Origin of the sequence: Mesorhizobium sp. CO1-1-7 (assembly GCF_020164885.1) — a bacterium.
GTDB lineage: Bacteria > Pseudomonadota > Alphaproteobacteria > Rhizobiales > Rhizobiaceae > Mesorhizobium > Mesorhizobium australicum.
The window spans coordinates 1-20,358 of sequence record NZ_JAIUHA010000011.1; the positions used below are offsets into that span (position 1 = coordinate 1).

The following is a 20,358-nucleotide window of genomic DNA, read 5'->3' on the forward strand; positions in this document are numbered from 1 at the left end:
GTCCGCACATGCACCAGAGATAGGGACCCGAAAAGCAAGAGTCTACTTCGGGACCGCTATTCGATCGCGCCGCCCTCGCCGACAGCCTCCGCCTCTCTGACGGCAGGCAAGCGTTGGCTATTGCCTATCCCGGAAATCGAGCAGCTTGGCGTGACGTAGCTTCTCCTCGCCCTTCAGGAACCGCACGCGGCCGACCAGACCGGGCTTGAGCCATTCTGCCTTTGCCTTGGCCAAGCCTATCGGAGCCGGCCCGCCGACCTTCCGTTGCACACGATCCAAAGCGCTTGTCGCTTATCAGCCTTGAACGTGACGAAGGCGCCGCCGGCATAGCGGCCCTTGTCTGCCATGAGGACCATGGCTGGTTTGCCCGCCTCGCGTTGAACGCCAATGATGTCCATTTCCTTTTCGGCATAGCACTTGATCTTGCGCCAGTTCATCGTCGTCCCGCTGCGATATTTGCTGTTCTTGCGCTTGGAAACTATGCCCTCCAGGCCGGCTTGGTTGACAAGGTGATAGACGGCATCGCCGGTCCCAGGCATCGCTTCGCTGAACTGGATGCGGCCACCGGTCGGGATCAATGCCTGGAGAATGTCGCGGCGGTCTTCCACCGGCATGTCGCGCAAATCGTAGCCGTTGAGGTGCAGGAGATCGAACGCCACCAGATAGAGGTCTCGCGACGGATTGCGGCTCGTGACGGCTGATTGCAGTGCATGGAAGTCAGACAGGCCAGCTTCATTGATGGTGATCGCCTCACCGTCGATGATGAAATCCGTCGCTTCGATCGCCGCTGCTTCGCCGGCAAGCTGGATATGGCGACCTGTCCAATCGTAGCCATTCTTGGTGATCAGCCGAATCCCGTCGTCGTCCTTTGTGACTTGGGTCCGGTACCCATCGAACTTGATCTCGTGGAGCCATTCGGCGCCCTGTGGCGGGGTGTCGACCAGTTCGGGCTCCATTGGCTTAATGAACTTCAGACGCATCAACTCACTCACGCAAACCGTCGATTCAATAAGCTTTAGCTAAAGTAGTTCCGGAACGTTTGGCGTGGCCGGATGTTGCCACCCGCATGACGAAGCTATCTGACCTCGGCCCCCCGATTCCCGGCAAACTGCATGGAGGGAAGCACATTGAAGAGCATCTTCACTTCTACAACTGCCCGCACTGCGGTCAGCGGGTCGACCAACGGGATCTGCGCCAAGTCTTCTGGCATGAGCGGCCTGGTCATGAACCGCTGGAGCTGGAGCCTGAGGCGAAGGTGATAGAATTTCCAAAGCGGAAATAACAAAGCCCGCCGGGCGTGAGCCAGCGGGCCGTTGACGGCAGATCTTCGATTAGCCGGTTGGGCCTGTGACCCTGTTCGACGAAGAGATTTAGGCCGTAACAGCGGACGGTGAGATCGGCAAAAGAATCGAAAGAACCGCCTACGGGCAAAGAATGCATAAACTTTGATGGGTCACATTAGAGCTTGGTTCGCCGGCTCGTGGTAATTGCACGCTCGCTAATGTCTGTCGGGGGTTTGAAATGTTCAGGATTTTGCGCGGCTTTGCCCGCTCCCGCAGCGGGTCGATGATGCCGCTCTTCCTGATGAGCCTGATGCCCCTGATCGCGGTCATCGGCTTCTCGGTCGACTATACAAGCGCGGTCCAGACCAAATCCAACCAGCAGCAGGCGCTGGATGCCGCGATCCTGACGATCACGACCATGGACATCACGTCGACGCTGGCGCAACGCCAGACGCTGCTGCAGGATTCCTTCGCCGCGAACGGTGGACAAGGCACCGCGACGCTGACCAACTTCGTGGCCGGCAATACCGCCACCGCCACCACGGCGCAGGCCACGGCGAGTTTCGCCATGCCGACCGTTTTCATGAGCATCGCCAGGATCAACACCGTACCGATCGCCGTCGCCTCTGCGGTCAGCAAGCCGCCCGCGCTGGTTGCGGCTACCTTCAAGGTCTCCGGGGTTTCGGGTTACTGGAACAAGACAATGACGCTTTACGGCACGCAATTCGGTGCGACGGTGGCCAAGCCGCTGATGACGATCGACTATACCTATGGGAACACCAAGGATCCCAAGGGCTACGGCACGACCAATGTCAACGTCCTCACCACCGATTCAGCCGGCAAGACCGTCACCACGCTGGTCCAGAAGCAGGTCTGCACCGTCGGCAACAATCCGCCAAGCGGCGTGACCCTCAAGACCGATGCGAGCGGCACGAAATACTACTGCGTCGATACGATGTATCCGGCCAACAGCGCCGGCGCGGCGATCGACGTCAGCGCGATGGGCGGCCTCTATTTGCAGATGGACGTACCGTCGGGCAACCCGAAAAAGCTGATCTCAAACGATCCAACGACGTCCAACCGGCTCTATAGCGGTTTGAGCGCGACCACCTTGACCGAGACGGCCACCGGCCAGCCTGTCGACATCTTCAGCGTGGTGCCTTGCGGCGCGACAGCCTACCAGGCTTGGGAAGATGGCGGCAACTCGGTCCCGGCGCCAGTCAGCAACGCCGACTTCTTCTACAACGTGACCGGCAAATGCGACTACAACAAGCGGCCCTCGGAGACGGCGCTGACACAGTGATGTGGACGATCCGCCACAAGGAAGACCAGTCAGTCCGCCAACCCGGCATCGTGGTGGACGATAGCATCGAGCACCGTTTCATAGACGCTGCCGGTCTCTTCCTCGATTTCCGTGCTGCTGATCCCGATCGCCTTGGCGTCGGCGAAAAGCTTCTGAATAGACTCGGCAACTGAAAATCACGTCCGAACTTGCCAGACCTGACACATTGCAGCTCATCCACTTGTCAAGGAAATTGACGCCCCGCGTGCTCATTCGGGCATAAGTCGCCGGGACGTATTAGGTTCCGCTCATCCTTCTGGCCGCGGAGTGACGCCCACTGCGGCCGCCTCACTTCCCTTTGCTTCGCTGGATCGCTTTTGGAGAGCGGCTTGCAGCCGTGCAGCGGCCAGCAAAACGCTGTCCGGGGTCGGTTCGGGGGGATTGGCCTTTTCCATGTTTTATAACAAATGTTAGTCCCGATTGTTCCGGCTGAGGCTGCTGGCGCGTGTCTACGGCGCAGTCTTTTCAAGTCGCAAGCTGCCGAGAGCTTCGAGCGACTGCGCACTCTGCCCTCGATAATGATCTCTGCCGAGGACTGTGACGCGGCCCTCGGCTTGATCAGAATGGTGATCGAGCAAACGTGTCCCGCCGGCGTCCTGCCTAGCCGAGAGATGGTCAATGCGCTCTATGGGCCGGCCCCGAGGGATGAGGCGGAGGCGCTCGCCAAAGCGATCATCGCCACTGTGGAGAAACTGACCACGCCGCCCTGAGACCGCGAGCGACGACTACTTCGTCAAACCGGGTTGGAATGCACTATAGCATCAAGGATGGTTTGATAGAGGCTGTCGACCTCCTCGTCTATCTCCCCCCGCTTTATGCCGACTGCCTTGGCATCGGCAATGAGCTTGTGCGTGAGTTCGTCAACGGAGATCACGTCCGCGTTGGTGGTCCCAGGGACGTTGTTGGCGATCCATTGATCGAGAAAGATGACGCCGCGCGTGCTCATTCGGGCATAAGTCGCCGGGACGTATTAGGTTCCGCTCATCCTTCTGGCCGCGGAGTGACGCCCACTGCGGCCGCCTCACTTCCCTTTGCTTCGCTGGATCGCTTTTGGAGAGCGGCTTGCAGCCGTGCAGCGGCCAGCAAAACGCTGTCCGGGGTCGGTTCGGGGGGACTGGCCTTTCCATGTTTTATAACAAATGTTAGTTCCGATTGTTCCGGCTGAGGCTGCTGGCGCGTGTGTCTACGGCGCAGTGTTTTCAAGTCGCGAGCTGGCCGGAACCAAAGCGGAGAATGAGTATTTCCTAATGGAAGGGGGCTCCCAGGGACGCGACACAATGGATGGACATTTCGAACTGGAGCTAGCTAAGGCCAGGCTGAGCGTGAGCCAAGCTGAATCCGACCTGAAACGCCTCGAGCGGATAACGGACAAGCGCTATGGCGTGGGCATCGATCTCGCCCTCTGCGACACAATAAGAGGCGCCCAGCGGCGTGTCGGCGAAGCAAGAGCGCACCTGACGAGGATCAAGGCCGGCAAAGCCTGATCTCGCATTAGAAAAGCAAACGCCCACTGGTGCGAGCCAATAGCCAGTCACGGACGACGGTCGCCCGCATTCGATCAGCCCTGGCTTCTGGACCCCTCATATGGAGTGGCCTGTCAGGCCTGTCGAGGTTTTGTTACCGCCCCCTACGGCTGGGTAGTGCCTAAATCCGAACGACCCTATCCAGCCTTAAGCGTATCCGCTGGCCTTCCGCATAGGACAGCGCAAAAGGTTCCAGTATAAATGACCGGGTGAGTTCCCGGTCTTTCTCAAGCACGCGGACGAACCATTCTCCGCAGGCCTCGAACACTTCAATGCAAGGCAGAGCCTTGCCGTTCAGCATCACGACAACATCATCCATCACAGCTCCCTTGAAGGCAACGCGCAACGTCATTTCTACACGTCCGTTGAAATCTGTCTTTCAATTACAAAAGACATACAACTTCGATTCTACAGTGCCGGACTGTTGAGGACATAAGGCGCTGCTGGTGGGCCGAGATTTACCCGCGCTAAGTTTAGTCCAGCTTCTGGATCCGGCCCTTTTCGATGTGGAACGCCCCGCTGTTCCCGCCTTGGCGTTCGAAATCCGACTGAATTTCGTCCCATGTGCCAAGATACTGGCCGCACTCGGCGCAGTTGATCGGCGTTGAAGGTTGAGCGTCTCCAGGAATCTGCAGGCGGATCGTGCCGCAGTATGGGCATTCCAGGAGATGGTCCAGGTACTTACCGGCCATGGTTGCTTGCAATGCACTCCGCACAGAGTTCTAGCGAGAAGAGTTCAAACGCAAGGATGTTGTCCCGCTCCGGCGCCGAAAAATTTCAATCGCTTAAGGGGCACGATTATCATATGTTAATCCCTGAAGCGCCGAAACGGGACGCGACGATGACAGGTAAGAAGCCGCCGCAGGACAACCTCATCGAAAGGCTTATCCGAGAGACCGGGATAGCGAGGCGCAAGCGACAGAGCTTGTCCTGTTGCTGGGCAGAGAGTGGAATTTGTTCGTTCGCGAGGCGAAACTCCTTCTGGGCGAAAAATAGCATGCCGGCCAGTTCTGATTGTACATGCGAGGCTCGACGGAAAAAGCCCGCCGGCCGAGCCAGCGGGCAAGGGTTACTTGGGAAGGCCGCTGGAGTGGACGGCCCGATCCCGAACACTCGTGTCCGGTAAATGTTCCATAGCTAAATTAGTCCACCAACAGTCCAGCTTGCAGTTAGTCGCGATGGTGACCTTCGCCAGCAAGTCTCTGAACAATACCGTCGCAACGGTGGTGGTGTGTTCCGAACCCGTCGGCCACCAAGGGGGACGGCGGCGGCGCGGGCGTGAGGCTGCGGAGAATCTGGCGTGATCTTCAGCAGATATCAGGCGGGCGGTGGCAACGACATGCCGACCCGGCAGTACAGACGAAAGTCGCTCGCACTTGATCAGCGCTGGCTTCTCACATCACACGTTGCTCAGGCCGGATACGGCTACCTGGGCAGCGATGCTACCCAGGCGTTCGCGCTTCTGCAGTTCTGCCTTTTCATCGGCCTTCTTCACGGTAACTCTCCCCCGCGTTGTCCCTCAGCGTAAAAAACTGGCTTTGTCGACAAAGCTTGTCAAGCAATGAAATGGCCCGCTGCCACGAGGGGAAAGCAGCGGGCCGGTGCGCCACGGGCGGGGAGCATGAGTATGGCGCCTGTGGGTGGAACTTCGGCTAATCCAACTTGTTCCGGAAGGATATGGCTCATGGTGCGCAATTGGCCAACCGACATAGTGAGCTGATCCGCTCAGCATATTTGTGGCGGAGAGTCCTTGAATGGCGGCGCCGCTGTCGCCCATGGGAGACGGAAGGCTGCTGACGTTCCAAACGTGAGATCTCTTACCTCAGTATGAATACCCGGCAATTAGCATAGGCGGCAGGATCATCATCACCAAAAACTTTGGTGACGACATGATGGGTATGATCACATGCTCGCCTTCTTGATGATCATCGTCGCCATGGCCAAGCGTGATTGTTCTTTGCCGAGTCCACGCTGGGAGCCGCCCCTGACTCAGCATCTGGTGGCGGGGCTGGCGACGGCTGCACCGACTACATCAGGCGGCCACCGGTGACCGCAATGACAGCTCCGGTGATATAGCTTGCGCCTGCCGTGGCAAGCAGAACGTAGGTGGCCGCCAACTCGGCCGGATGGGCGGGGCGTCCGATGGGCGTGTTGCGACCGAACTCGGCGACCTTTTCCGGTGGCATCGTTGAAGGGATCAGGGGAGTCCAGACGGGGCCGGGGGCGACGGCGTTGACACGGACGCCGCGCTTGGCGACCATTTTAGACAGTCCCTTGGTCAGATTCACGATAGCGCCCTTGGTGGCGGCGTAGGCCAGGAGCTGTGGGGACGGATCGGCTGCCTGGATTGACGCGGTGTTGATGATGCTGGCACCATTGCCCATGTGCCGCAATGCTGCTTTTGACAAAAAGAACTGGCTGTAAATGTTCGTCCTGAACGTCTGATCCAGCTCTTCCGCAGAGAGCTCCGCAATATCGTCAAGCGTGGCTTGGTGAGCAGCGTTGTTGACCAGGATGTCGACTTGCCCCAACTGACGCATGGCCGTCTCGACTATGTCTACGCAATGCCTTTCGTCCCCGACGTCGCCGGCAACAAGAACGGCACGCCTGCCCGCTTTCTCCACCCAGTCGGCCGTCTCGCGCGCGTCGTCGTGTTCATTCAGGTAAGACAAGACAATATCGGCACCCTCCCTGGCAAAAGCAATGGCCACTGCGCGACCGATCCCGGAGTCCCCACCCGTGATAATAGCCGTTTTGCCTTCAAGCTTGCCACTCCCCTCGTAACTGTGCTCCCCGTGATCGGGCCGCGGGGACATTGCGTTCGTCTGGCCCGGAGCACGCTGCTGTTGCTTCGGCAGTTTCTCTTGCAGGTCGAGGGTGTCCACATCAGAGATCATATTCATTCGTCTCCTTAACCGCTGCGCCCAACCACTCGAAGACCGGGATGTTCCACTGAGCCGTCGCTTAAGGACTTCAAGCGCAAGCGCCGGCCGCCCCCTCGCATCCCGTTACCATCTTCGCAGAAGGCGGTTGCACGCGCGAATACCTGGCCACGCGCTGGTCTGTCTGGCGGACAAGACTGGCGGCGCATCCAAGATGCTATGAGCAAATTTTTGGGTGCATTGCCAGAAGCCGGCACGATGAGGGCGTGCCTGTCAGGATCAGACAATTTCAACCCTAGGAAACACACAAAAAGCTCGCTGATCAGGGTGCTGGTCCACGAATATCTGCTTGCCTGCCTCACGCTCAAGCGCGTCTTGAGTGTCACGGTAGTTTCAAGAAAGTTCACGCCCTGGATTGCCAAGCAGTCACCGCGATGGATGCGGCTCATGCCAAATCAGCTCCGCTGATCCCAATGTCGCCGTCAAAGATCTTCGGAACAGTCGTGCCCTGATGTCGAGCCCTGTTTCTCTCGGCGTCCAGCAATTCATACTCCCCAGCTAAGCCGTTCATGAACAGCTTGAGTAGGTGTGCAGCCAAGCGCTCCCGCTGTGGCGACTTGGACGCGACACCGCGCTCGTTACTGATCGTCTCTGGAATGGCTCCAAAATTCTCTCCACGCACCGGAACATCGGTCCGCCGTTGCGGTTCGACAGGCAGCGGACACAGTCGATCCAAAGAAGCATCGGCCCGCTTACGACAGGCGCGAGGTCCCACCCCTAGATCTTGCGGGCAGAGGAGCAAGCTATGCGGGCGTTGGTCTGGCACGGCAAGGAAGACATACGCTGCGATCAGGTTTCCGATCCGGAAATTGTGGATGAGCGTGACGCCATCATCAGGGTGACGAGTTGTGCGATTTGCGGCTCCGACCTTCACCTCTACCATAATTTTGTGCCGGCCATGCTGCCCGGCGACATCATGGGCCACGAGATGATGGGGGAGGTCGTGGAGGTCGGGAAGGGAGTCAACGGCGCTCTGAAGAAAGGCGACCGGATCGTCGTGCCGTTCACCATAATCTGCGGTGAGTGCGACCAGTGCAAGCGACAGAACTTTTCGGTTTGCGAACGCACGAACCGTAAGAAGAATCTCGGTGACAAGGTGTTCGGGCACACCACCGCGGGTCTGTTTGGATACACTCATCTGACCGGCGGCTATCCCGGGGGACAGGCGGAGTACATGCGGGTGCCGTTCGCCGACGCCACGCACGTGAAGGTGCCTGACAGCCTTACCGACGAGCAGGTCCTCTTCCTCGGCGACATCTTTCCCACAGGATGGCAAGCCGCGGCTCAGTGCGAAATAGAGCCCACCGATACCGTTGCGGTGTGGGGCTGCGGCCCAGTTGGGCAGATGGCGATACGCAGCGCCCTGCTGCTCGGCGCGAAACAGGTGGTGGCGATCGATTGCCTGCCGGAACGGCTGTCGATGGCCGCGGCAGGCGGTGCCATAGCCATCAATTTTGCCGAGGAAAGTGTCGTTGAACGGCTGCAGGAACTCACCGGTGGGATGGGTCCTGAGAAGTGCATCGATTGCGTCGGCATGGAAAGCCACGTCTCGCTGGCCCAGCCCGATACCCTCTACGATCGCGCAAAGCAGTTGATGCTGATGGAAAATGATCGACCGCACGTTCTGCGTGAGATGATTTATGTCTGCCGGCCGGCCGGCGTGATCTCGATCCCCGGCGTCTACAGCGGGCTGGTCGACAAGCTCCCGATGGGACCGGCAATGAACAAGGGGCTCACGTTCCGCATGGGGCAGACCCATGTCAACCGTTGGACCGAGGATCTGTTACGCCGCATCGAAGATGGCCAGATCGACCCGTCCTTCGTCATCACCCATACCGTCGGGCTTGAGCAGGGACCCGAAATGTACAAGGCGTTTCGCGACAAGCAGGACAGCTGCATCAAGGTTGTACTGAAACCGTAGGAAATCGTCATGACCGTGGTTGCTAAAGGTTCCAACATCACCCGATCGCCTGGCGATCCCAAAGTGCTGAAGGCTGGGCCGAGTGTGGTCGGCGCCTCCGACGGCCTTGCCCGCAAGCTCGGCTGGTTCAGCATCGTGCTGGGTGCCGTCGAGGTGGTTGGCGCCGAGCGGATTGCCGGCGCGCTCGGCATGAGCGGCAAGGAAGGGCTGATCCGCGCGTATGGGGCGCGAGAAATAAGCAGCGGCATACTCTCGCTTTCGGTGGACAAGCAGGCCGGGTTGTGGAGTCGGGTGGCTGGCGACGGCCTGGACATCGCGACATTGCTGACGGCGTATCGGGATGACAACCCAAAGCGCGACAATGTGGGCCTTGCGCTTGCCATGGTCGCCGGTCTTGCACTGCTCGACATCATCGGTGCGAAAGGCGTGACCGGGCGCCACTCACGCAACGGAACTAAGCCACGCGACTACAGCGATCGCAGCGGCTTTCCCCGAGGCGCTGCAGTAGCCCGAGACCTTGCCCGCTCGCAGCGCGGCCGGGAGGCCGGCGCAGCCTGACAGAGTTGCCGAAACCGTGGCGGCATGCGACCCGCGAGAGGTCGTGTCCCAGAGGGGGTTGGTCTCGGCGACCCTACGTTGATAGAACAGGCTAGGCCGTGATCATGACCGTCGAGTGGCCGTTCTGTGCGTCGGAAGCATCGGGGCACGGTAGCCCGCAATGTCTCTTGGCAAGGTTCCGGCGATCCTCAGGCCGAGCCGCGTTCGGGCAAGTCGGTCTCTTCCGCCACCTCTTTTCGCAGATCTCGGCGCAAGCGTTCCGCTTCGTCGGAATTGTTTTCGTCGTCAGTCCGCTCAAGTTCGCGATCGATTGTCTCGCGCGAGCCTTCCACAGGATCCTGTTGCGGAGATGTTTTCGGGCCGGTTTCCATCTTGCCTTTGTCCGGAACGGCGCAGTCGAGAGATTTCGACATCTTCAGCTTCCCTTCGTCTGCCAACATGACCGACTTTGGAATGAGCATCGTCGGACCCTGCCGAACCGGATCGTCGATGATTTGTTCCGGGCTAGACCCCGGTTTCGTTTTGCCCGTCCGCATCAGGCGATGCCCCTCCCCCATTCCAAGTTTCGCTGAAATTCCTGTGTTTGGCGCCACCGTGGCAACGGAACTACAGCCGTGCAGAGTCGAACCGGTGAAGGCCGCGCTGGTCAAGCAGACCGATGCGGGTCCGCCTCAGCATCTCGCTGCTTGAAAGCGAGTTGTGGAAAGCTGGCAGTCGCAGGAATGGCGTTCAGGGTATCAGCTAACAGCCTAAAAAGCCCGCCTCGCTAGACTTGAGAGCGTGCTTGCAACCTATGCACCCATCGGGCGTTGGACAGCAACGGCTTGGGTTATGCGCAACGCACCAAGTGATTTTCGGGAAGCAATATGGCTGACAGGCGCTCAATCAGAACTCCGCTGGCTCGAGTGCGGGGCCTTGGATCGGCTAAACATGGAACCGAAGCGTTCATACTGGAACGGCTGACATCTACTGCACTGTTGATCCTGGTCATTTACATCGTCGCGGTCGTTATCAGGCTGATCGGAGAGCCTCGAGATGTCGTCGTCCGCGTCATCGGGTCGATCTATGTCGCACCCGCCCTCATCGCCTTCATTTTGGTCAACTGCATCCACATGCGGCTGGGCATGCAATCGATCATCGAAGACTACTGCCACGCGACCGTGCTGAAATCGATTCTGCTGATCGCCAACTGGTTGTTTTGCTGGGCGGTAGCCCTCGTCAGCTGTTTCGCCGTGCTCGTGATCAGCTTCCGATAGGCGCAGGTTCTCCCTTCAAGATCACGGCCAGCGCGGCGCGCCTTCCAACTCAGCACCGTCCCGTCACCTGTCGCGCGCGGCAGCCGCCATCATTCGATTCTCGGGAGCTTGTCCCATTGATGGAAAGGGGGTGGAGAGGGCAACTCCCACTCCAATGTGGTGGCTCCTGCTCCCCATGGGTTCATGCCGGCCGCCCTTCGCCGGGAGAAAGCCTCCAAGATGCCGAAGAGGAAAACCACGACACTCGCGGCCGACAAATATGATCCGTACGATGAAATCATGTTCCAGCCGGCGAATGCGTCGGGATAGTCGATATAGCGACGCGGCATGCTCGCCAGGCCAAGGAAGTGATGGGGGAAGAAGACGAGGTTGACACCGACGAAGGTCGTCCAGAAATGGATTCCGGCTACAAGTGGGTTGTACAGATATCCCGTCATTTTCGGGAACCAGTAATACCAGCCCGCGAATATGCCGAAGATCGCTCCGAGTGAAAGTATGTAGTGGAAATGCGCGACGACAAAATATGTGTCGTGCAATTCACGGTCGAGGCCGGCATTTGCGAGTTGGACGCCCGTCACCCCGCCAACAGTAAAGAGGAATATGAAGCCGAGCGCCCAGAGCATCGGCGTCCGCAGGCTGACTGAACCGCCCCACATAGTCGCGATCCAGGAGAACACTTTTATCCCGGTCGGCACTGCGATCACCATTGTCGCGAAGGTGAAGTAGCGCTGAGTGTCGAGGCCTATTCCGCTTGTGTACATGTGGTGTGCCCAGACGACGAAGCCGATCGCCCCGATCGCCACGATTGCGTATACCATCCCGAGATACCCGAAGATCGGCCTTCGCGAGAAAGTCGAGATCACCTGACTTACGATGCCGAAGGCGGGCAGGATCATGATGTACACTTCCGGATGGCCGAAGAACCAGAAGAGATGCTGGTAAAGCAGCGGGTCGCCTCCGCCGTCCGGCGCGAAGAACGTGGTTCCGAAATTGCGGTCGGTCAGGAGCATGGTGATGGCGCCGGCCAACACCGGCAGAGCTAGCAGCAGCAGAAAGCCGGTGATGAGGATCGACCACACAAACAGGGGCATCTTGTGCAGCGTCATCCCCGGCGCGCGCATGTTGAAGATGGTCGTAATAAAATTGATAGCCCCCAGTATAGAGGAGGCACCCGCAATGTGCAGCGACAAGATAACCAGATCGACCGCGGGACCGGGATGGCCGGAGGTCGACAGTGGCGGGTAGAGAAACCAGCCGGTCCCGGAGCCATAGCCGCCCGGCACGCTGGGCACGAAGATCGACAACAAAAGCAGCATGAATGCCGGTGGCAGCAGCCAGAACGAAACGTTGTTCATACGTGGGAACGCCATGTCGGGGGCGCCGATCATGATCGGAACCATCCAGTTGGCGAAGCCGCCGATCAGGGCGGGCATTACGGTGTAGAAGATCATGATCAGCGCGTGGGCCGTCGTGAAGACGTTATAGAGTTGCTTGCCCGCATCGATGGCCTCGTCGCCTTGATAGCCGTAGATCATCGACGCCAGTCCGGGGAAAAACTGGATCCCGGGTTGCTGCAGCTCAATCCGCATGCTCACCGACAAAAGCATACCAATGACGCCCGCGAGGAAAGCGAAGATCAGATAGAGTGTACCGATGTCCTTGTGGTTGGTCGAGAACAGCCACCGGGTGATGCCGCTTGGCTTGTGGTCGTCGCGACTGCCCAGATCTGTTGCGATATGTTCACTCATGACCGTCTCCGCTTGGGCCGTCCGTCAACCAGCACCCGAACCGTGCTGGCAGTTGAATGTTCCCCCCACAGACCTGCGTCTGGAACATTCAACGGAAGCCATGGTTTGGCTCAGCGCAGCATCACCCTGCGGAGGAGGATCAGCATTCATGCTGGCGATAATTGCTGCGGCAATGGTTCTGACGACGGTGGTTGGTGGGCTGATATCCGCCTTCTCGATCGAGGCGCGTCACGGCCTCCACGACCCCACGCTAGACCAGTCCACGCCTACGCGACGGCCCACCCCGGCCTGGAGGCAGTGGTCCTGACATGGATGCGATTACCGAGACGTTCGATCGGAGAATCCGAGCAGGGTGGCTGCTGCTCGGCTTCGCGCTCGGTGGGTTTCTCGACGGCATCGTCCTGCATCAGATCCTGCAATGGCATCATCTTCTCTCGGGCCTCGCCGACCCGGCGGGCTCCAACCTGCGCTTCCAGATCATGGCCGACGGCCTCTTTCACCTTTTCATGTATGTGCTCGCGGTGGCCGGCGCAGTGCTGCTTGTGGCCGCGAGGGCGGCCGGCGCGCGGCCTGGGACCACGACTGAGATCCTGCGGGTTGCCTTGGTCGGGTTCGGCGTCTGGCATATTTTTGATGCCGTTTTGTTCCATTGGCTGCTAGGGCTGCATCGGATCAAGATGAACAGCGACATGCCGCTCGCCTGGGATATGGCGTGGCTCGTCATCTTCGGCATTGTGCCCCTTCTTATGGTGGTGGTGCTGCCCAACCGCGGCGGACCGGCACGCGGCGCGTCGGCAGCGCTTACCAGCATCGTCTTGCTTGCAGGATTGGCAGCGGGCGCCGGCCCGCTCTTCAACGGTGCCGCCAATTCGGTCATCGTCTTTCGGGGCGGCATGGAACCAGCGACGATGATGCGGGCCATTCAAGTCGCCGACGCCCGTCTGAAATGGGTCGACGGCAGCGGCACCGTCTGGGCGGTCGACCGCGTCTCGTGGCGCGGGTTGGTGATCCTTTACGTGCGCGGCGCCCTAGTCGTCAGCACGACGCCAATTATTACCGGATGCCTCGCCTGGACCGATCCCGCCGGAGCGAGCCCTGACTTCAGATCGCTGCGAGCCATACCTGACAGCCTATGACTTTCGAACCGGACAGGAGCATCAAGCATGCAACTCGCCAAGAGCAGGCATGGGCGAATCTTGAATTCGCGCATCGTCGTGGTCGGCAGTGGCTTTGCCGGTCTGAAGGTTGCCAAGGCGCTCGGAAGGCGGAGATCGGGGGTGACGATCATCGACCGCCACAATCACCACCTGTTCCAGCCCTTGCTCTATCACGTTGCAACCGCCGCCCTGTCGGCGCCTGACATCGCCGAGCCAATCCGCAAGATACTGGGCCGCTGTCCCTCGGTTCAGTTCCTCTTCGGCGATGTCGCTGGGATCGGCACCGAGGGCGGGATGCTTGTGCTGGCCGATGGAACCCGGTTCCCTATACATACTGGTCCTGGCAACCGGTTCGCAGCCGTTTTATGTCGGCCAGGACAGCTGGGCTCGGGTTGTCCGGGCTTGAAGACCATCGAGGATGCCCGCACGATCGGGTCGCGATTGCTGCTGTCGTTCGAGCTTGCGGAACGGATAACCTATCCAGTCGAGCAATCCCGGCTAATGACGATCGCCATCATCGGAGGCGGCCCGACCGGCGTGGAACTCGCGGGCTCGATCGCAGAACTCAGCCGGCACACCCTGGCGCGCGACTTCCGTAACATCCGGCCGGAGAAGACAAGCATCATACTCGCCGAAGCCGGCGACCGTCTGCAGCTGGCGGATTCTGCGCCTGGAAAGGCTCGGCGTCGAGGTCGCCCTCGGCAATCGCGTCGAGGCGGTCGAAGCACAGAAGATCACGGTAGGCGGCAAGGTCATCCCGGTGGCCTTGACGCTCTGGGCCGCGGAGTGGCCGCTTCGCCGCTGGCGGCCCGGCTTGGTGTCGGGCTCGACCGCGGCGGCCGGGTGAAGGTTGCATCCGACCTGCAGGTAATCGGCCGTTCCGACGTCTTCGCGCTTGGCGACGTGGCGCTGTTCCTCGACGAGAACGGCCAGCCATTGCCGGACCTTTCACAGGGCGCCAAGCAGGAGCGCGAGCACCTCGGCAGGGCACTGGCACGCCGGGTGGATACCGGCGAGGCGTTGCGGCGCCAGGCTGATCGCCGAGGAACGGGTTGAACCGGGTTCACCATCGTCGCCCGTCGCGGAACAGCCAACCCCGAGAGAGGCGTTGCCAGGGATGCGGGCGCCCTCCCCGGCATTGTCCGCGCGCCACCATGAGATTATAGCGCGTGCGTTCGGGGCTCACCGGGCTGCGCTCAGGGTTGAAAACCAGCCTTCAGCGATGTCAGGAGACGCCCGGCAAACGGTCGTGGTTCAAGAGCCAGCGTGAAAATGCCGGAGGGGTTGAGGAGGGTTTGCGGCCTGGACACCGACAGGGCTGTTTCCCACCCCCAGCTATCGAGCAGCGGGTAGATGGAGTAAGCAAGCAACGGGACGCCAGCCGATGCAGCCGCAGCGCATTCCAGCAGCATCTCCTGGTGCCAGCGCGCGCCATAGTTGAAATAGGGCGTTCCGGTTTCGGTGACCATCATAGGCAGGTGGTAGCGATTGTAGTAGTCGGTGATCACCGCCTCGAGGCCCGCGCGCGCGCCTGAACTGACCTCGCCGGCATAATTCTGGGGCTCGGCACTGAGGTGTTTTCCTTTCGTGTCGAAGTCCTCGTTGTGAGCGTAATAGTCGACCCCGAAAACGGTGTCCCTCTTCATCGTTACCTTGAACTCCCTGTTTAGTTTTCGATGCAGGTCCTGGACTTCCTTCAGCATATGCAGGACCCGCTGCAGGCTGTCCGGCAGCGGCCGGCCGGTCGCCGGGCTGCCGTCGAGATAATGCTTGATGGCCCAATCCAGGGATGTGCGCGACGAGGGCGCGGTCGCGTTCCATTTCGCGAGGTGCTCGGCGGGCGTCATTAGCTCCAGCTTTTCGAAATCCGCTTCGAGCAGCCAGTCCTCTCCAAGAATCAGGTCGCTGCCGAAAAAGCGTATGTGCCGGTTGAACTCATCCCATCCTGGCTTGAAGACCGCTGCCTCGGGGTGGATGTAAAGCATGCGCCGTTTGCTTGGCGCCAGTTCCTCCTCTATGGCAAGCCGCGCCAGCACGGCGGCCTTGGCGACCTGCACGGCACGCTCGATGTAGTAGGTGGTGTGCAACGGGCTTTGCCAACGCGGAAATGCCCCGTTCCACATCTCGCTGTTGAAGCCGATGGTCGTCTCCGGCTCGTTGATCAAGGTCACTGCCTTGATCCTTGGGCCATAGCGATTGATCGCCGCCCGCGAGAAGGCGGCGAAATAGGCTGGCCACTCCTGACTGAGCTGGCCCGGCCCTGGGTGCGACCGTCCGGTCCGGCGACCCGGAACCGATCCTCGATGCCGAAATGGTGCAGGTCGAGGCTGACCCGCAGGCCGGCGCGGTCGAGGTCGTCGATCAGCCCGTCATGCGCCAGCCAGGTCTCGTCCCGCTCCGGATCAATCAAGTGGTTCGAGAGGCCAAGCCTGACGTTCAGGATCCCGAGATAGAGCAGACGGGCAGCTAGGACACGCCGCCGCTCGTGGTCAAAGAGGCCTTGGTCGTCGAGGGAATCCCAGCGGTAGCTTTCGTCGCGGGTCAAGGGATTGCCGGATTCGACACCCGTCCAGAGGAAGCTCTTAAGCGACGGCCGCCCATATATCTGCACGTATAAGTCGCTAGTCGCCGCATTCCGCGCGCGCTCGTAGGCTGATGGCGCAACGACCGGTGTCACGGCGCGACTGATCAGGGTCGGCTCATTGAACTGGGCATCTACCGATCGCGGCTCCCGGTCGAGTTGCTCGACAAGAAGGGTCTTCGCTCTTGCCCAGTTGATGAGCGCGGTGTCCGTGTCCCCGGCAAGCGCTGCCCAGCTTTGGGCGAGACTGATAGAAAACAACAGGAGCAACGCGGCGGCGGAACTCAGGCAGGTGTCCGACGGAGCCAGTTTAATGCCGGATGATCGTACGGGCATGGTCTTTCTGCTGCTCACTTAGGCCTCAGGACTTCAGGTCCCCGGGCCGAACTGCAACCTCGCCGCTAAGTTCCTCCTCCGGCAGCGTCATAGTGTCTTCGATGTGTCGGAATGGTCGAGGGTTCGTGATTGTGCGCGCCACAGCCGGAGCCTTATTGACGTTCCGTACGCGCTCCGACCATCGCCCTCGATCGGCCGCTCGAGGAAGGCCTTCACCTTGCCGTAGATCTCCTCGCACAGCCGCGAGACCTGGCTCTTGGAGATGCCGCTCATCCCCATGGCCTTGACCAGGTCGTCAACCGATCGGGTCGAGATGCCTTGCACACAAGCTTCCTGGATAACGGCGGTCAGCGCCTTCTCGGCCATGCGGCGCGTTCGAGGAAACCCGGGAGGTAGCTTCCCTTCCTGAGCTTCGGGATGCGCAGCTCGACCGTGCCGGCCCGCGTCTCCCAGTCCCGGTCGCGGTAGCCATTGCGCTGGGCGAGCCGCAGCGGGTTCTTCTCGCCATAGCCACTCCGGTGGCAGCCCCAACCTCCATTTCCATCAGCCGCTCGGCGGCAAAGCCGATCATCTCCCGCAGCAGATCGGCATCCGGGGTCTTCTCCACGAGCGTGCGCAGGTTCATCATGTCGTCGGTCATCGGTGGTCCTTCCAAAGTGGGGTTGGTGTCAACAACCAAACTCTACCGGAAAGCGCCGATGACCACCGACACGCCGCTCACTCGCTACAGCGCTACTAACGGCGCGCTCGTGAGTGGCTTCGTAACCGCCGAGCTACACCACCCGATGGGACACGACCCGACGACACGAAGTTCATTCCAGAAATCGCGGACGCGGCACGCAACCATCCACAAACCTCCGCGGTGCCGGAGCGGTAGCACCGCAGTGTCTGCATCCGGCGTGACGGTCGCGCCAGGATTATCTCAGGGCAGCGCTCCAACGCCGGTGTACTGCAGCCACTTGCGCGTGTTTGCTTGGCGTCCAGATCAGCTGGGTTGCTACCCTTATTGTTGGCTCTGCCCCTCGCTCTGCCTGCAGTACACCCGCCGCCGCAACGCTTGCTATTGTTCGGCGAGTTCATCCGGAGGGACTGAGCGAACATGTTTTATGGGCGCTGGACGTTTTACGGCTCGATGCCTCGCCTGAACACGGGCGAACGGCTGCATGGGACGTTCGGCCGGGGCCGCTCTGTGAGTACCACCTCAGCACGTCAGGAGATAGAGCTGCCGGCGCGGTATGCCGGCCGCAAACCATAATTCAACATCACTACCAGCATCATTTAATACATCGTGCGGAACATCCGCGCGACGGCGAGGTTTGGCTGGCACTGAACGCCTCTCATAATATTTCTAAGGACCAAGATGGATATCGATCTTCAGCGTAAAAACAACCACAGGCTGCCACAAATCCGCAGAAGCTTATTGTGCTTCTCTCACCTTAGATGGAACTTCGTTTTTCAAAGACCGCAGCACATTCTAACCCAGGCAAGCCAATGCTACGATGTATTTTTCTTCGAAGAGCCGATTTTTACGGAAGAAACCACTGCCTACCAGAAAAGCTATACGAGCACTGACGGGGTGACAGTGGTCGTGCCGCACATTCCCAGACATCTCAACGGACCGCAGATCACGCGTGCGCAACGCAAGCTGGTTGACGGCTTAGTGGAAAGCCTCGAAGCAACGCCGGCACTGCTGTGGTACTATACGCCCATGGCCCTGCCTCTCAGCCGGCACATTTCCGCTGAGCTTTGCGTCTACGACAACATGGATGAGCTTTCGAGCTTCCGCGCGGCGCCGCCCCGGATGATGGCGCTGGAGCGCGAACTTCTCAGGCGCGCCGATGTCGTCTTCACCGGTGGTCAGAGCCTTTATGAGGCCAAGCAGCATCGTCATCGCAACATCCACCCATTTCCAAGCAGCATCGACAAGGCTCATTTCGGCAAGGCCCGCCTTGCCGGTACGCCGTCTCTCGATCAGGACAGGATCCCCGGCCCCAGGCTTGGTTTCTTCGGCGTCATCGACGAGCGCATGGATCTGGACCTGGTGGATCGCATGGCAGCCTTGCGGCCGGATTGGCAGTTCGTGATGATCGGCCCGGTGGTCAAGATCGACCCGGCAGACCTTCCCCGCCGGCCGAACGTTCACTGGCTGGGCGGCAGGGATTACAAGCAGCTTCCTCATTATCTGTCCGGGTGGGACGTCGGCATCATGCCGTTCGCCAGGAACGAGTCGACCCAGTTCATCAGCCCGACCAAGACCCCGGAATTCCTCGCCGCCGGCGTACCGGTGATTTCGACCTCGGTCCGGGATGTTGTGCGGCCGTACGGACAGCTCGGCCTGGTCGAAATCGCGGATACTGCGGAGAAATTCATAGAGCGTGCCGAACATCTGCTAGCTCGCCCGAAGGACGAGTGGCTGCGAAAGGTGGATCGACACCTGTCGGGCATGTCCTGGAGGTCGACCTGGCAGGAAATGCTTTCGCTTATCACGGAGACGCGAGAGCGGCGCACGTCCGGTCCCCAAGCGATACATGCGTCGGAGAGCAGCTATGTTTGATTGGCTGGTTGTCGGCGCCGGCTTTGCCGGGAGTGTGCTCGCCGAGCGCCTCGCCTCCCAGCGGGGAGACCGGGTCCTCGTGGTCGACCGGCGTCCGCATGTCGGCGGCAATGCCTATGACTGCTACGATGAGGCCGGCCTGCTGATCCATAAATATGGACCACACATCTTCCACACCAACTCCGAGCAGGTCTTCGATCATCTTTCGCAGTTCACCGAATGGCGTCCGTATGAGCACAGGGTCCTGGCCGAAGTCGACAAGAAGCTGGTGCCGGTCCCGATCAATCTCGAAACGATCAACACACTGTACGGGCTGGATCTGACGCCGGAGCAGCTCGAGGAGTGGTTCGCTGCGCGCGCCGAGCCGGTCGAGGAAATCAGATCGTCCGAAGACGTGGTGGTGAGTCGTGTCGGGCGTGAGCTCTACGAGAAATTCTTCCGCGGTTATACCCGCAAGCAATGGGGCGTCGACCCCTCGGAACTGGACAAGTCGGTGACCGCGCGCGTGCCGACCCGGACCAATCGCGACGACCGCTATTTCACTGACAAGCTTCAGTACATGCCTGCCGCCGGCTATACTCGCATGTTCGAGCGCATGCTTCATCACCCGAACATCCAGGTCATGCTCAAGACCGACTATTCGCAGATGCGCGAAGAGTTCGCCTACAAGCGGCTGATCTTCACGGGACCGGTCGACGAGTATTTCGGCTACTGCTACGGCCGGCTGCCCTATCGCTCGCTGCGCTTCGAGCACAAGACGCTGCAAAAGGAATGGCACCAGCCGGTGGCCGTCGTGAACTACCCGATGGAGCACGACTACACGCGCGTCACTGAGTACAAGCACCTAACGGGTCAGCAGCATCCCTGGACCAGTTTGACCTTTGAATACCCAACGGCGGACGGCGACCCCTATTACCCCGTACCGACGGCGGAGAACGCCGATCGCTATCGGAGGTACGAGGCCCTGGCGCGTACCACGGAAGACGTCTGGTTCGTCGGCAGGCTGGCTACCTACCGCTACTACAATATGGACCAGGTCGTCGGTCAGGCCCTCGCCACCTACCGGAGAATCGAAGCCTCGGTTCCCAGTGACAACCGCGCCCCTCTTGAGACCGCGGTGTCCAAGATGAGCGGCATTCTGCAAGCGATTTAATGAT

The 20,358-nt window shown here is 60.2% G+C and carries 19 protein-coding genes and 2 pseudogenes; 11 read left to right on the forward strand and 10 right to left on the reverse strand.

Annotated features, from left to right (window positions below):
- Positions 1-117 precede the first annotated feature (117 nt).
- Positions 118-980, reverse strand: a pseudogene (locus tag LB516_RS23260) (RNA ligase family protein).
- A 541-nt stretch (positions 981-1,521) separates the two neighbouring features.
- Here LB516_RS23260 and LB516_RS23265 point away from each other — a divergent pair.
- The 3 genes from LB516_RS23265 (at position 1,522) to LB516_RS23275 (ending at position 3,335) form a co-directional block, all read left to right on the forward strand.
- Positions 1,522-2,586, forward strand: a complete 1,065-nt coding sequence (locus tag LB516_RS23265; RefSeq protein WP_140722154.1) for a TadE/TadG family type IV pilus assembly protein — start codon at positions 1,522-1,524, stop codon at positions 2,584-2,586.
- Complete coding sequence (locus tag LB516_RS29060) at positions 2,586-2,759, forward strand: hypothetical protein (protein WP_318011847.1); 174 nt, start codon at positions 2,586-2,588, stop codon at positions 2,757-2,759. The genes LB516_RS23265 and LB516_RS29060 overlap by 1 nt, the downstream gene beginning before the upstream one ends.
- Before the next feature lie 429 nt (positions 2,760-3,188).
- The gene (locus tag LB516_RS23275; RefSeq protein WP_224720446.1) at positions 3,189-3,335 is read left to right on the forward strand and encodes a hypothetical protein; all 147 of its coding nucleotides are present in this window, start codon (positions 3,189-3,191) and stop codon (positions 3,333-3,335) included.
- Positions 3,336-3,358: 23 nt separating this feature from the next.
- Here LB516_RS23275 and LB516_RS23280 read toward each other — a convergent pair whose 3' ends face one another.
- On the reverse strand, positions 3,359-3,571 hold the full coding sequence (locus LB516_RS23280; protein ID WP_140661373.1) for a DUF768 domain-containing protein: 213 nt from the start codon (positions 3,569-3,571) through the stop codon (positions 3,359-3,361).
- Between the two features lie 331 nt (positions 3,572-3,902).
- Between LB516_RS23280 and LB516_RS23285 the strand changes: the two genes are divergently transcribed.
- Positions 3,903-4,109: a hypothetical protein gene (locus LB516_RS23285; protein ID WP_140716941.1), complete on the forward strand. Its 207-nt coding sequence runs from the start codon at positions 3,903-3,905 to the stop codon at positions 4,107-4,109.
- A gap of 160 nt (positions 4,110-4,269) precedes the next feature.
- On the opposite strand, the gene LB516_RS23290 is transcribed toward LB516_RS23285, so the two are convergent.
- From LB516_RS23290 to LB516_RS23300, 3 genes are all read right to left on the reverse strand, one after another.
- The gene (locus tag LB516_RS23290; protein WP_224720447.1) at positions 4,270-4,500 is read right to left on the reverse strand and encodes a hypothetical protein; all 231 of its coding nucleotides are present in this window, start codon (positions 4,498-4,500) and stop codon (positions 4,270-4,272) included.
- Between the two features lie 121 nt (positions 4,501-4,621).
- Positions 4,622-4,840: a hypothetical protein gene (locus LB516_RS23295; RefSeq protein ID WP_140663629.1), complete on the reverse strand. Its 219-nt coding sequence runs from the start codon at positions 4,838-4,840 to the stop codon at positions 4,622-4,624.
- A 1,335-nt stretch (positions 4,841-6,175) separates the two neighbouring features.
- The gene (locus LB516_RS23300; protein ID WP_140717143.1) at positions 6,176-7,045 is read right to left on the reverse strand and encodes an SDR family oxidoreductase; all 870 of its coding nucleotides are present in this window, start codon (positions 7,043-7,045) and stop codon (positions 6,176-6,178) included.
- Positions 7,046-7,835: 790 nt separating this feature from the next.
- Here LB516_RS23300 and LB516_RS23305 point away from each other — a divergent pair.
- Both LB516_RS23305 and LB516_RS23310 read left to right on the forward strand, forming a co-directional pair.
- A complete protein-coding gene (locus LB516_RS23305) occupies positions 7,836-9,011 on the forward strand; it encodes a zinc-dependent alcohol dehydrogenase (protein WP_140722151.1) in 1,176 nt (391 codons plus the stop codon).
- Positions 9,012-9,020: 9 nt separating this feature from the next.
- Positions 9,021-9,569: a hypothetical protein gene (locus LB516_RS23310; RefSeq protein ID WP_140722148.1), complete on the forward strand. Its 549-nt coding sequence runs from the start codon at positions 9,021-9,023 to the stop codon at positions 9,567-9,569.
- Positions 9,570-9,757: 188 nt separating this feature from the next.
- Here LB516_RS23310 and LB516_RS23315 read toward each other — a convergent pair whose 3' ends face one another.
- On the reverse strand, positions 9,758-10,219 hold the full coding sequence (locus tag LB516_RS23315; protein ID WP_140722145.1) for a hypothetical protein: 462 nt from the start codon (positions 10,217-10,219) through the stop codon (positions 9,758-9,760).
- Between the two features lie 216 nt (positions 10,220-10,435).
- Here LB516_RS23315 and sdhD point away from each other — a divergent pair, with 216 nt between their 5' ends.
- Entirely contained in the window at positions 10,436-10,825 is a 390-nt protein-coding gene (gene sdhD, locus LB516_RS23320) for a succinate dehydrogenase, hydrophobic membrane anchor protein (protein ID WP_140722142.1), read from the forward strand.
- An 89-nt stretch (positions 10,826-10,914) separates the two neighbouring features.
- Here the strand turns inward: sdhD and ctaD are convergent, their stop codons facing one another.
- Positions 10,915-12,573 carry a cytochrome c oxidase subunit I gene (gene ctaD / locus LB516_RS23325; RefSeq protein ID WP_140722139.1) on the reverse strand — a complete coding sequence of 553 codons (1,659 nt, stop codon included), beginning with the start codon at positions 12,571-12,573 and terminating at the stop codon, positions 10,915-10,917.
- A gap of 308 nt (positions 12,574-12,881) precedes the next feature.
- Here ctaD and LB516_RS23330 point away from each other — a divergent pair, with 308 nt between their 5' ends.
- Both LB516_RS23330 and LB516_RS23335 read left to right on the forward strand, forming a co-directional pair.
- Positions 12,882-13,709: a DUF2243 domain-containing protein gene (locus LB516_RS23330; RefSeq protein WP_140722136.1), complete on the forward strand. Its 828-nt coding sequence runs from the start codon at positions 12,882-12,884 to the stop codon at positions 13,707-13,709.
- 27 nt (positions 13,710-13,736) lie between these two features.
- Positions 13,737-14,786 (forward strand): NAD(P)/FAD-dependent oxidoreductase, encoded by a 1,050-nt coding sequence (locus LB516_RS23335; RefSeq protein WP_224720448.1) that lies wholly within the window; start codon positions 13,737-13,739, stop codon positions 14,784-14,786.
- A gap of 140 nt (positions 14,787-14,926) precedes the next feature.
- Here the strand turns inward: LB516_RS23335 and LB516_RS23340 are convergent, their stop codons facing one another.
- From LB516_RS23340 to LB516_RS23350, 3 genes and pseudogenes are all read right to left on the reverse strand, one after another.
- The gene (locus LB516_RS23340) at positions 14,927-15,901 is read right to left on the reverse strand and encodes a hypothetical protein (protein ID WP_140722134.1); all 975 of its coding nucleotides are present in this window, start codon (positions 15,899-15,901) and stop codon (positions 14,927-14,929) included.
- A complete protein-coding gene (locus LB516_RS23345) occupies positions 15,898-16,665 on the reverse strand; it encodes a hypothetical protein (RefSeq protein ID WP_140722131.1) in 768 nt (255 codons plus the stop codon). Before LB516_RS23345 ends, LB516_RS23340 begins: the two co-directional genes overlap by 4 nt.
- 162 nt (positions 16,666-16,827) lie before the next feature.
- Positions 16,828-17,287 (reverse strand): annotated as a pseudogene (locus LB516_RS23350) (transposase); the annotation flags it as partial.
- Between the two features lie 720 nt (positions 17,288-18,007).
- Here LB516_RS23350 and LB516_RS23355 point away from each other — a divergent pair.
- Positions 18,008-19,201 (forward strand): glycosyltransferase family 1 protein, encoded by a 1,194-nt coding sequence (locus LB516_RS23355; protein WP_140722126.1) that lies wholly within the window; start codon positions 18,008-18,010, stop codon positions 19,199-19,201.
- Positions 19,194-20,354, forward strand: coding sequence for a UDP-galactopyranose mutase (glf, locus tag LB516_RS23360; RefSeq protein WP_140663645.1), 1,161 nt, complete (start codon positions 19,194-19,196; stop codon positions 20,352-20,354). The genes LB516_RS23355 and glf overlap by 8 nt, the downstream gene beginning before the upstream one ends.
- Positions 20,355-20,358 lie beyond the last annotated feature (4 nt).